Source organism: Pseudoalteromonas sp. Z9A5, from assembly GCF_011378875.1.
Lineage (GTDB): Bacteria > Pseudomonadota > Gammaproteobacteria > Enterobacterales > Alteromonadaceae > Pseudoalteromonas.
Genome location: NZ_WTLC01000022.1, coordinates 12,837 through 26,997, shown reverse-complemented (window position 1 = coordinate 26,997; position 14,161 = coordinate 12,837). Strand labels below are relative to the sequence as shown.

Genomic DNA, 14,161 nt, shown 5'->3' with positions numbered 1-14,161 from the left:
TGTTTATATTAAGCGTTTTTTTCTGCAACGATTATACATTAATTTACAATTAATTCTCATTAAATAGTGAATTAATACTATAAAATGAAACATCTTTCTGTTTTTTAGATACATTTATGTGTCGTTATATATTAGCGAACATTTATAAAACTTTAACTATTTTAGGTAATAAATATTCATTCATTTATTTTTTTTGCTTTTTTTTACTTTAGGGCTTCACAAAATTTATTATTTTATGTATTATGCGCGCCACACCAACAAAGGTGTGTTGTGGCGGTTGTAGCTCAGTTGGTAGAGCCCCGGATTGTGATTCCGGTTGTCGCGGGTTCAAGCCCCGTCAATCGCCCCAATTTTTTCTTTTAAAGTAAAAACTCTTTTCCCCGTTTTAAAAACATTCAGTAGTACCTCCTAAATACTAATCAACACCTTAAATAATTAAAATCTCCCATTTAAATACAGCTATTAAATCAATGTTTAATATACTTTTAGAACTAAAATACTTAATCAGCGCGCTCTTTTTATGTGATTAGTTTGAAATAAATATTAAATGTGTAAAATTCAACCTATCATCTAATAACAATTAGTTAACTAATGTGTTTGTATTAATCATATATAAGTACACAAAGTGCTAGGTTTCTATTTTAAGCACCATTTTTATTGATGATGCGTTCAAACTTTTTATGGGATATAAAATTAAGCATGATTAAACAGGTATTAGGGTATTTTCTGTGCGGCTACTTGGTTGTACTCAGTTTTAGCTCAGTAGCTAAAGATGATAACGAATACAATAAATTACTGATTGAACTAAAAGAATTAGTTTCTGAAAAAAAATATTCACAGGCTTATCAAAAAAGTAGTGATCAATATCAGTACTTAGGTGAACCTGCTTATGATTTTTTACTTGGTGTTTCTGCACTTAACTCAGGTCACACATCGCCTGCGGTATTTGCCTTTGAACGTGTAGTAGAAAACAGCCCTAGATGGTTTGAAGCTCGGCTATATTTAGCTAGAGCCTATTTAATGGTCGACAATTTACCAGCAGCTAATACTCAAGCTTTAATTCTTATTAACTCATCTCAAACATCTGATAGCGTAAAAAAATCAGCGCAATCGCTATTAAATTCTACAGCCCTTAAGCAACAACAAACTGGACGTTTTTATACCCAAAATGTTGAATTTGCCCTTGGCGTGGATGGTAACGTTAATGCTGGTACAGCAGAAGATACAATTATTATTCCTGATATAGGTGAGTTTTTATTATCTCCAGAGAGTAAAAATACACAAGATAACTATGCGCGATTAAATTATAGAGGTAAATACTCACACCCTATCAATCAAAAAAGCTTAGTAACTTTAAACATTAATGCTGGATGGTATAAATTTGCTGAGTTGAGTCAATACGACCGTATTAATGCCCAGATAAATGCTGCTTATCAATATAATCAAAACGATATAAGTTGGTACGTGCAAGCCGGTGCAGCTCCATTAATGCTTGATGGTGAACTTTATCGTACTGAATCAGCTTTAACCGCAGGCACTAACTTTAAGCTAAATAAGCAAGTTAATTTATTTGGATCTGTAACCGCTGGGATAATGAACAATAAGTTTGATGAAAAGCTAGATAACTCATTTTATGCAATAAATGCAGGCGCTAGCTATGCAACTAGCCGTTGGTTTCAAAGCTTGAGTGTTAATGCAAAAAATGAAGAAGCGGATATAACAGAAGGTGAATTTAATAGCCGCAATATTACTAGCTTGTATTACCAAGCTAACACTCAATTAGCTAAGCAATGGCAATTACTGTCAATTGCTGGATACCAATGGATTAATTATCAAGATGATCACCCTTTATTTTTACAAGAGCGTGCCGATAACCTCTTTATGCTCTCAACAACTGTTCGTTATTTAGTTAATCGCGATTTAGCAATACAGCTAGCTGCCAATTACCAAGATAAAACCAGCAATATTTCTTTATTCGAATATGACCGTTTAGATATTAATTTAAGCGCATCTTACTCATTTTAATTTAAGGTACTTATGAAACATTTACTCCCTGTAATTACCACTTTACTGTGTGTGAGCTTTTATACACAAGCAAGTGAGCCTGCTGGTAAAACTATTTTAGCTCGTGGCTCTGTATTAGCTGTTGATGGAGACTCTGAACTGCAACGAAAGTTACAACGCAGAGATACTGTATTTGGTGTAGACCGAATTACCACTGGTGAAAAAAGCAAAGCCCAATTCTCAATGTCAGACGGCGGTTTAATTGCTTTAAAAGAAAATTCAGAGCTAAATATTGCTAACTACGAATTTGATAGCAATACCCAACAAGGGTCTGCATCTATTGAGTTACTCAAAGGTGGTTTACGTTCTATTTCGGGGGTCATTAAAAAAAATGGCGGCTCATATAATGTAAAAACCCCTGTTGGCTCTATTGGTATTCGTGGAACTCACTTTGAAGTTCAATTAGTTAATGGCGATGTATTTTTAGCTGTGTGGGATGGCGCGATAGATTTAACTTTAAAAAATAATGATGTGGTTTCTTTAGGTCACAATGAGGCGTATTCGTTTGCACAAATTACTGCTTCAGGTGAAGTATTAACAACAACCCGTGCAGCAAACGTTTTTGACCAAAACATAGTCGCTATTGATTCTAAAAGTGATGACGATAAAGAAGAGTCTGAGCAGAGCTCTGTTGCAGAGGTGATTGAACCTGAAGTTCTAGATATTATTGAAACGGATTCAGGCATTGCTGATGTTTATTCTGAGCAACAATTTCAAACTGTGAGTAATGCATCTTTAATTGATCAGATTGCACAGCGCCAAGGTGTTTTTAACTATCAGGCATCAAGCTTTAATATAGATTCAAGCGCGGGTGCAGTAAGCGATTTTTCTATGATGATGGCTGTCGATTTTGATAATGGTACTGTTCCTGATGGTGAAATTAGCTTTAATGATGCTAACGGCAATTGGTACGCGGCTTATAGCGGGCTAATTAACCTAAGTAAACTTGATTTAGCCGTTACCTTTGCCTCCCATGCTAATAACAAAGCTGAAGGTAATGTTGAGGCTATTTTTTTAAATGACTTAGACACAGTTTCAGGCAGTTTTAACCTCAACGAAATAAATAATCCAGATGTAAATGCTACTGGTTCTTTTAAATTAGAACCATAAACACATTGGATATAAAGCTTTTATTATGGAGTATTTAAAATGACAGCAAAAAAAATATTTTTGCTTGGTTCTATGGTGTTTTTGTTAAGCGCTTGTGGTGGCTCAGAAGAAAGCTCAACGCAAGAAGCTGTCCAATCACCAGAAGCGGTTGAAATAAGCCCACTAGCTGTTACTAGCTATGTAAATTTAGCTGGCGTTATAGCAAGTAGCCAAACCACACAAGCAAAAGTGTTAGGTGCTGTTACATCAAGTAGAGGTATTGTTAGTCCAACAATTGCTAATGCACAGGCTAACATTGTTTTTTCACAGGTAAACGAAACAGTGCAAGGTAACGTTTCTTTTTTACTTGAAGCCTCTGATTCTGATGGTATTGCTGAAGTTAATTTAGTACTCCCTAGCGTAAACAAAAGCATATCGCTTTGCTCTTCTGAATGTGGTTTTGACTATGAACAGTCTATTATAGGTCTTAGCCCTGCACTTTATGATGTAACTTCTGGTGAGTTACGCTTAGAAATATGGATAACTGATACTTTAAATAACCAAGTACTTGCTGATGCGATCACTTTTAGTTGGCAGCCATATCAAATTGAAGGTGTAACAGCCCAGCGTAACGGCGGAAATATTAGCCTTTCATGGCAGCCAAATTCAGAACTTAATCGTTATAACGTTTACCTTGCGACTCAAGCTGGTGTTTCACCTAATAACATTAATGATTTAGAAAATGGGCAGCAGTTTTTAAGCATTTTAGATACCACATTAAACGTTACGCAGTCGCTAATAGATAAAAGTTACCAAGTACTGGTTACTGGTATTGATGGCAGTGGTGAAAGTGGTTTTTCTAGCACTATAAATATAGCGCCAGTTGGTGGAGAGCTTGCTTTTTCGCCAGAAGCTACTGCTGATCAATTTCAAACAAATGAAGATCAACCCCTTCAAGGCAACGTATTAATAAATGACACAAACCAATACACTGGTGAGTTGCGCGTAAATACAGATACATTAATATTGCCACAACATGGCACCCTTAATATAAACGAAGAAGGCGATTTTACTTATACCCCAGCAGCTAACTTTAATGGTGAAGATGCTTTTAGTTATGAAGCTATTAATGAACTTGGTTTAGTAGATACCGCCGTTGTAGAAATTACGATACAAGCAGTAAATGATACCCCTGTTGCACTTGATAATATTTATAGTATTGCAAATGATGGAAGCTTAGTTGTTTCATCGCCTGGTTTATTGATCAACGATAGCGATATTGATCTAGATAGCTTAATTGTAGATACAACCCCTGTTAGCGAGCCTGAGCGAGGAGAATTAACACTTTTTGAAGACGGTAGCTTTGAATATCAAGGCGAGCAAAACATGCAAGGGGAAGATAGCTTTCAATACCGAATTATTGATGCTCAGGGTGCACAAGCAGTTGCCCGCGTAACGATTGTAAGTTCAAACACTAACATAGCGCCTATTGCCACAAACGACAGCTACAGTTTACGCGAAGATAATACATTACTTGTTACAGCCGCTAATGGCGTATTGAGCAACGACACAGACCCTAATGATGATAGTTTTTCTGTTGATGAAGATTTTATTGTTGCTCCTATCCACGGTCAATTATTATTGGCGATTGATGGCAGCTTTAGTTATATACCCGATGCTAACTTTAATGGTGTGGATCAATTTCAATATAGAGCAATCGACTCTCAGGGTGCGACTGCAATTGCAACGGTGACTTTAATAATAAACAGTGAGCCTGATAACCCTGTAGCACAAGATGATGCGTATCAATTTAGCAGAAATAAATTATTTGAAGCGACAGTGCAAAATGGTCTGCTAATTAACGATTTTAATATTGAGCCTGGCGATCTTTTTGTTAATACTACCGCTATTACTACCACTCAAAATGGCGAACTGACATTAAATATTGATGGCTCTTTTACTTATCAACCGAATTTAGATTTTGTTGGTGTAGATAGCTTTACTTATTCAGTCTCGAACGATCAAGGTTTAACCGCAACCGCTCAAGTAATATTAAGTGAAAGCGGAGTGAATACCTTCCCAGAAGCAAATGACGATCAATTTACTTTAGAAGAAGATAGCCCTACTACATTACTTAATGTATTAGCTAATGATACTGATGCAGATGGCGATACAATTACTATTTCCAATGTAGAAAACACTGTTGGTGAAGTGACTATTGTAAACGAGCAAATTGAGTTTACTCCACCAGCTAACTTTTCAGGTGAAATAGTACTAACTTACACAATTATTGACGGGTTTGCTGTTGGTACACCTGGTGCAAGTGATACCACGGCAACAGTTACCATTACTGTTACACCAATTAATGATGCCCCGATTGCAAATACTGATTCAGTAACAACAAGTGCAGATTCACCAATTGAAATTGATGTACTTGCCAATGATAGCGATATTGAAGGAAGTAACTTAACTATTGTCTCTGCTTCTGTTGCCAGAGGCAGCGTTGTTGTTACAAATAATAAACTCACTTATACACCCGTTTTAAACTCTTCAGGAGTTGAGGTAATTAGCTATACAATTACTGATGGTGTGAGTAATTCATCAAGTACTGTTTTTGTTACTATCGTTACAACATCAAGTAATAACCCGCCCGTGACAAATAGCGATTCAGCAACGAGAAACGAAGATGCAGCCCCATTTCTAATTGATGTATTAGCCAATGATACTGACCCTGATGGCGACAGCCTTGTAATAAGTGCAGCGTCTGTTGATACTGGTTTAGTATCGGTAGTCAGTAATAAAATTCAGTATACAGCCAATGCTAACTTTAATGGCGTAGCCACAGTTACGTATACTGCAAGTGATGGCAACGGTGGTGTAAACTCTGCAATATTGTCTATTACAATAACACCGGTAAACGACAGCCCTATAGCTAATGCAGATTCAGCCACAATGGATGAAAATGCAGCTCCTTTACTAATCGATGTACTCGCTAATGACTCAGACCCTGATGGTGATAACCTCACTATAACCGCAGTGTCTGCTAATGTAGGAGCGGTGTCGGTAATAAGTAATAAAATTCAGTATACAAACGATACTAATTTTAATGGCGTAGCCACAGTTACATATACTGCGAGTGATGGTAACGGCGGTACAAGCTCTACAACTTTATCTATTACCATTACGCCAGTAAACGACAGCCCTATAGCTAATGCAGATTCAGCCACAATGGATGAAGATGCAGCACCTTTACTAATCGATGTACTCGCTAATGACTCCGACCCTGATGGCGATACGCTAACTATTACAGCGGCTACTGCCGATAGTGGCTCCGTATCAATAGTAAATAACAAACTACAATATACACCACTAGCAAATGCTAATGGCGTAGTTAGCGTAAGTTACACCGTAGACGATGGTAATGGTGGCACTAATACTGGCAGTTTATTAATCACTGTTACACCTGTAAACGATGCTCCAGTTGCATCTGATCAGAGCTTTAATATTAGTGAAAATGCAACTGATGGTGACAACATTGGCACTGTTAGCGCTTCAGATATTGAAAGCCACAATTTAAGCTACAGCCTTATTAGCGGCAACACTGCTTTATTTGAAATAAATAGCACCTCGGGATTGTTAACGGTAAAAGGCATACGCCCATTTGATTTTGATACCACTTCACAATATACATTAAGTATTGATGTAATGGACGATGGTACACCAAGTGAAACAACAACAATCAGTATAACCATTAATATAAATGATGATGCTGATCCGCTTATTCCTGTTGAGGAGGGAACTTTTGGTCGCCCTATTACTGGCGATTTAGATCTTTCTGGTGTTTTTTCGAGCGGTGAGTTCAATGATAGCATTGTACTGAATAATAATATTTACTTTGTTGGGCTTAGCAACAACGACGACAAAGATATTGTTATTGCCTCGTATACAACAAGTGGTGCCCTAAATACTGCATTTAACAACGATGGAGTAAAAGTATTAGATTTAGCAAAAGATGAAGAAGCCACTGCTATTATCTCTGATGGTACAAGCCTCTTTATTGCTTACTCTAGCTTTGATGGCACTAATACTGAAGCCTGCCTTTTAAAAATGAGTACCACTGGTGTATTAAGTAGTGACTCTGGTGATAATGATTCAGGTATTCGTTGCACGACTCTGGCAGGCACTTTAACTATAAATGACCTTGAGTTTAATGATGATAAAATTCAAGCCGTGGGTAAAGCCTTTAACGGTAATGACGATGATAGCTTATGGATAAAGTACGATAGATCTTCATTAGAGTTTGAAGCAGGTAGCCCAAAAATAGTCGATGTTAGCGGTGCAAACAGAGATGATGAAGCGTTTGCTATTAAACACTTTGATAGCTCTGATCTAATGGTTATTGGTAGCGTAACGAATCTTAATGGCGATAAAGACATACTTATTCGCTATTTAATCTCTGATGGTGAAAACAGCGGTAGTTTTAACAATGGATCAGCATTTACATTTGACCTATCTAATAACAATAAAGATGATGAACTGTTTGCAATTGGCGGTGCTAAAGACATTAATTTTACTGCACTTGCGGGCGGTTACGTAACTCGTAACAGTGGTAAAAAAGAAGCTGTTGTTTTAGCAATTGATAAAACCGGTTTACTTGTAACGAGTTTTGGCAATGCCGGCACTGCAATTTATGATATTGATGGCAATAGCGGCAGTGGAAATGGTGGAGCGGATATAACCGGCATAAAATATGAACCTATAAAAAATGAAATTATTTTGTCAGGCACAACTGGGATCTCAGCTACTGAAAAGTTATTCTCTGCGCGAATTCTAACTGCTGATGGTTCACTTGATAGTGCTTATGGCGCATCAGGAATTAATATTGTTTCGGGTATTAGTGGTAAACAACTTGCCAAAGCAGCAACTATAGATTCAAACGACACCGTATGGATAGCTGGTGTTAATGACGACTCAAACACAAAACCTTTTGTTACTGCGATAGACGACCAAGCCGCATTATTTACCAATTTTGCTGATGTTGGCTACCTTACTTTTAATACTATAAGTGCGGAATCTGACGATCAATCAATGCAGGTTTTACAACTTAGTAATGGCGTGCATGCAGGTAAGTATATTCTTGCATCAACAGCTCAATCGAATTCAATTATTAAGTTAGTATTAACGCGCTTTACAAGTGCAGGCTCTATAGACGCAAGCTTTAGTAAAACAGGTCACAAAGAAATCGCTATTGACTTAAGCTCGTCTGATATAGCTTTAGCTGAGCTAAATACCGGAAGCTTAGTAATTACAGGCTCTAAAAACAAAACCGGCGGTGAAGAAGGTTTTGTAGCTAAAGTTAATCAAAATGGTGATTTAGATACTTCATTTGCAACAGATGGTATTTATTCAACATCAATCACTGGCGCCGAAAAACTCAATCTAACTGACTTAGCAATTGATGATGGCAATATTGTTGCTATTGGCTCTACAGTGATGTCTGGAACCCCTAGAGCATTTATTATGAAGCTTGAGTCGGACGGCTCACTTGAGGATGACTTTGGTGACGATGGAGTAATACTAGGCTCACCTTTTGAATACTATGAAAGCATATATATTAATAATGACGATATTTTTGTTGGTGGTAAATCTGTATCGGGTGCAACATCTGAGCTAATAGCTTTAAAGCTTAACTCTGACGGTAACCAATTATTTAGATATACCGGCGAAACCACGACAGACACTGACAATAAAATGGTGTCGATATTAGCTGATAACTCAAGCAAGCTCTATTTAGTTACTAACTTTGTTGATACTCCAAATAAGGCAAGTGTTATTAGATTACTGGCATCTGGTGCAATAGATAATAGCTTTGCAGTAAATGGAGTCGGTCAGTATGTTCTAGCCTCTACTGGCGATACAGAGGTAAGAAGTGCAACTCTTGATAGCAGCAATAATATTATATTAACTGGTATGAGTAATAATAAAGGAATGTTGGCTCGTATTTTAGCTAACGGCGCTATAGACACTACATTTGGAGAAAATGGTTCTGGGTTTTATGAAGCAAGCCAATGTGTAAGCACGCACGCATTTACCTCAATAATTTTACAAAGTGATACCCAAATAGTGGTTAGTAGCATTTGCAGTAATGGGGTTTCTAATAATGTAAGCATTTCTAAGTTTAATTTTTATGCCGGTGGAGTTAAGCCTTAATTTATGAAAGTTGAATTTTTTGGAGTGCGAGGCTCTATGGCTTCGCCGGGAAGCAATACACACATTTTTGGAGGGAATACCTCATGTGTGTATATTGAGCAAAATAATGGTAAAGATCTTATTTTGGACTCTGGTACTGGTATTGTAGATCTCGGTACACGCTTACTCGAAAAAGAACACCCTATAACTATTTTGCTTACACATAATCATTGGGATCATATTCAAGGTTTTCCTTTTTTTAAACCTATTTACCAACCCAACCGCGATATAACTATTGCGGTGGGCAACATTGACGATAAAAAAACTGAAGATGCTATATTAAAACAAATGAGCGGCTCATATTTTCCTGTTTGCTATCAGGATCTGCCCGCAAATATAACCCTTAACACCGCTTTATCATCGCAAAAGCAATTTACTATTAATGATTTTTTGGTTTCGACCGCGCTATTAAATCACCCCGGAGGCGGCACAGCATACTGTGTTAAAGCTGACGAAATAAAAGTTGCTTACGTTACAGATAACGAACTCAGCCCACCAGAAAAGACAAAAACTACTATAAGCGAATGGGTTGATTTTATTAAAGGAGCTGATTTACTTATTCATGATGCTCAGTTTATAGATGCCGACTTACCGCTTAAACATGGCTGGGGACACAGCACCATAGATCAAGTTGCTAAGCTTGCTATAAAAGCGGATGTAAAAAATGTGGTTATTATTAGCCATGATCCATCAAGAACTGATGAACAGTTATTAGCTATAGAAAAACATTTACACACACACTACGGGCAACAAGTAAAAATAGAGTGCGGCCGAGAAGGACGAGTTTTTGATTTTTAGTCTATCAAGGAGCTGTAGTCATTAGTTCTTTAAAACCAATTATTTCAAAACATTTTTTTATTGGCGCTGCCATTACATTATTAATTGCATCGATCGAGCTCTTCTCGACAGGATCACTAGCAAAACTAATTAACCGTGTTGAAGGAATAATATACGACTCTCGCCTGTCACTAACGCTCTCGGATACACCAAGGCGTGTTGATGAGTCTGTCGTAATAATTGATATTGATGAAAAAAGCATGCAAGAACAAGGTCGATTCCCGTGGAGTCGATCTAAAATAGCTGAACTAGTTATAAAACTAAGCGATGCAGGCGTTGTTGTAATTGGCTTTGATATATTTTTTTCTGAACCAGAAGTAAATCCAGTTACAAAAATCATCTCTGAAATCCCTGATTTATCAAAAAAATATAATATCCCTCTTGCCGTAATTAAACAGCAAGTAGATGCTGATACAAAGCTAGCAAACGCACTATCTCAAAATGATACCGCTCTTGGGTTTTTATTAATTAACGATAAACTTAGTCACCATAGCTCGCCTGCTAAAAGCAGTGTTTTGTGGAAAAACACTGATCATGCAAATTCACAAATAAATCAATTTTCTAGCGCTATTGTAAATATCCCTAAGCTGCAAAGTGCTGCAACAGGTACCGGTTTTATTAATGCACACAGCGACGAAGATGGCTTTATCCGAAAAGCAGCGCTTGTTAACCGAGTTGGTGAACAACTCTACCCTTCTTTAGCACTTGAGGTAGCTCGGCTTTATACACTTGCCAAAAACATAGAAACCCGCTCCACTATATTGGATGATATAACTTTATTTGAAGGTATAAAATTTCAAAACAAATGGATTCAAACTGATGAATATGGGCAAATACTAATTCCTTATAAAGGTCGTGCACATAGCTTTCCCTATTACTCTGCCACAGATGTACTTACTCAAAAAGTGGGTTTGGAAGAACTAGAAGGAACAGTTGCTTTTATTGGCACCTCAGCTATTGGCTTAGCTGATTTAAGGGCAACACCTGTTGGTTTACAATATCCAGGTGTTGAAATACATGCCAATATATTTGAAGGATTAATGCATCCAGAAATACTGCCCTCAAAACCTAACTGGACTTTAGCTGCTAGCTTACTCATTATTATACTAATAGGCAGCGTATTATCGTTTTTTAGTTATGGAAAAAGTGCACGTTTTATCATTGTTTTATCACTTGTTATTACATGCGCGGCAGTATTATTAAATATTTATTTATGGTCAATACAAAAGGTTAGCTTGCCTTTATTGATGCCACTTGTGCTTATAACAATATTAGCCAGTTATTATATTGTTGTTGGGTCAATTGCTGAAATGAAACACAGCCGAAAAATTAAGTCTATGTTTGACCAATATGTCCCTCCTGAACGTATAAACCAGCTTATACAGCAAGGTAATGATTTATCTCAAAAAAGTGAACGACGAAACATGACGGTATTATTTGCCGATATTCGTAGTTTTACTTCGTTATCAGAAAACATGTCGCCGCACTTGTTAAGCGAATATTTAAACGAATACCTCACTGCTATCACTAAAATAATATTCAGCCATGACGGTACTATTGATAAATACGTAGGCGATATGGTGATGGCATTTTGGAACGCACCATTAAAAGATGATAACCATGCTCAGCATGGTGTTGAAGCAGCAATAAACATGATTAAAGGGCTAACCCACATTAACGTATTATTTGTTGAAAAAAACCTGCCGGCAATAAAAATTGGGATTGGTTTAAGTACGGGCGACATGAATGTAGGTGATATGGGCTCGATTTATCGTAAAGCCTATACAGTACTTGGTGATACTGTTAATTTAGGTGCAAGAGTAGAAAGCTTGACCAAGTATTACGACGTGTCTATTCTAGTTACTGAGGAAACAATGCTAGCATGTTCGGATATTACATTTCGTTTGATAGATAAAGTACAAGTTGTAGGAAAGACAACTACAGCACTGTTATTTGAGCCGATTGATTTTACAAAAAAACTAAATACTGATCAGTTAGCTGAAATAAAAAAATCATTAGTAGCAATAATATGCTTCCATAATAAAGATTGGAAACAAGCCCTTTTATTATTTAAAGAACTAGAAAGAACATCGTTATTTAATTCTCACGTATACACTATTTTTATTAAGCGAATCCAAGAAAGTGATTTGCAAACACTCGCACAGGATTGGAATGGCGCCTTTATACATACAAAAAAGTAGTAAAAATATGCCTCAGCACATTAAAGATAAAACATATCTTCATCACTTTATCGATATCAGTATTAGGCTAACAACTGAGAAAGATTCAAGTAAGTTACTTGATGAAATATTGCAAGTTGTTATGGCTATATCCAACTCCGATGCTGGGTCTATCTACTCTATAACAGATGATAAAAAGCTAAAGTTTGAAACAGTAATTAATAAATCGTTAGATCTCTACTTAGGTGGTCACTTAGGAAACCCTGTCGACTTTCCTAGTATTGATCTTTTTATTAATGGAGAAGAAAATGAAGCTGCGATAGTTGCCCTCGCTGTTAATTCAGGCAAAGTAATTAATATTCCTGATGTTTATGATGCACTGCCTTTTGATATGAGCGCAGCGCGTGAAATAGACGCACGCACTGGCTATCGAACTAAATCAATGTTAACAATTCCATTAAAAGATCATAACGACGATATTATTGGGGTTATTCAGCTTATTAATGTGAAAGATGAGAACGATCAGATAATTCCTTTCAGTGAAGATCTTGTCACTCTAATCCGATCTTTTGCCTCTTTAGGTGCTATTTCATTAACTAATTCCACATTAATTAAAGATATGGAAGTGCTTTTTTCAACTTTTGCGGAAGCTATCGCAATGGCAATCGATGAAAAATCACCTCATACAGGAGGTCACTGCAAACGAGTGCCAGCACTAACGTTAATGCTTGCTGATGCGGTCCATGAAATAGATAAAGGTCCACTTGCCGAATTTACAATGAGCCCTGCTGATCGCCATGAGCTAAACGTTGCGGGATGGCTACATGACTGTGGGAAAATTGCTACGCCAGATCACATCATGGAAAAGTCGACCAAGTTAGAAACTATTTTTGACCGTATAGCGTTTATTGACGCTAAGTTTGAAATTATTAGCCGTGATTTAGAATTATCTTATCAGCAGCAAATTATCTCTGCACTGAAACAGAATAAGCCAATTGAAGTTTTACAATTTGAACGATTACTTGATACTGAACTTAAGCAATTAGCATTAGATCGTGCATTATTGCAAAGAGTGAATATTGGAGGGGAATTTTTAGGTGAAGAAGAACAAGCCCATATAATAAGAATATCAAAACAGTATTCACTAAAAATAAATGGCGAACAAACACCATTACTTACTGCCGATGAAGTTGAAAACCTAATGATACGACGTGGCACACTTACACAAGGTGAGCGTGACGTAATGAAGCGTCATATGGATATAACTAAAAATATATTAGATATTCTGCCGTTCCCTAAACACTTAAGTAATGTAGCTGAGTATGCGTTGGGTCATCATGAAAAGCTAGACGGTACAGGCTACCCTCGCGGATTAACGAAAGATCAAATGTCGGTGCCTGCTAGGCTGATGGCTATTACTGATATTTTTGAAGCACTTTCGGCTGTAGATAGGCCTTATAAAAAAGCAAAACCGGTAAGTGAATGCTTAAATATTTTAGGCACTATGGTTAGTAATAACCACCTTGATCCTGATATTTTTGCTGTTTTTATTGAGTCTGAAGTATACAAGCAATATATCAATGAATTTGCTAACCCAGAGCAATTGGATAAGGTAGATTTTGACAAGCTTCCAGGCTATACCCCCATAAATTAGTATACTGAACTTATAAGTTTAAAATTACTCTTCTGTATTTAAGCTAATAAATAGAAAGTTTATGAATGTTGGGTATTGAGGCTTTAAT

General features: G+C 36.8%; 6 protein-coding genes and 1 tRNA gene. All 7 read left to right on the top strand.

The genetic code is table 11. From position 1 onward, the window contains the following. Positions 1–273: 273 nt before the first annotated feature. The 7 genes from GQR56_RS12470 (at position 274) to GQR56_RS12440 (ending at position 14,073) form a co-directional block, all read left to right on the top strand. Positions 274–349, top strand: a tRNA-His gene (locus GQR56_RS12470). A 350-nt stretch (positions 350–699) separates the two neighbouring features. Further along, complete coding sequence (locus GQR56_RS12465) at positions 700–2,025, top strand: outer membrane beta-barrel protein (protein ID WP_166111910.1); 1,326 nt, start codon at positions 700–702, stop codon at positions 2,023–2,025. Between the two features lie 12 nt (positions 2,026–2,037). Continuing rightward, positions 2,038–3,174, top strand: coding sequence for a FecR family protein (locus GQR56_RS12460; RefSeq protein WP_166111907.1), 1,137 nt, complete (start codon positions 2,038–2,040; stop codon positions 3,172–3,174). Between the two features lie 39 nt (positions 3,175–3,213). Next, positions 3,214–9,363: an Ig-like domain-containing protein gene (locus GQR56_RS12455; protein ID WP_166111904.1), complete on the top strand. Its 6,150-nt coding sequence runs from the start codon at positions 3,214–3,216 to the stop codon at positions 9,361–9,363. Positions 9,364–9,366: 3 nt separating this feature from the next. Next, entirely contained in the window at positions 9,367–10,200 is an 834-nt protein-coding gene (locus GQR56_RS12450; protein WP_206018170.1) for an MBL fold metallo-hydrolase, read from the top strand. 20 nt (positions 10,201–10,220) lie between these two features. Beyond that, positions 10,221–12,440: an adenylate/guanylate cyclase domain-containing protein gene (locus GQR56_RS21710; RefSeq protein WP_166112048.1), complete on the top strand. Its 2,220-nt coding sequence runs from the start codon at positions 10,221–10,223 to the stop codon at positions 12,438–12,440. After that, a complete protein-coding gene (locus GQR56_RS12440) occupies positions 12,412–14,073 on the top strand; it encodes an HD domain-containing phosphohydrolase (protein ID WP_024609435.1) in 1,662 nt (553 codons plus the stop codon). The genes GQR56_RS21710 and GQR56_RS12440 overlap by 29 nt, the downstream gene beginning before the upstream one ends. Positions 14,074–14,161 lie beyond the last annotated feature (88 nt).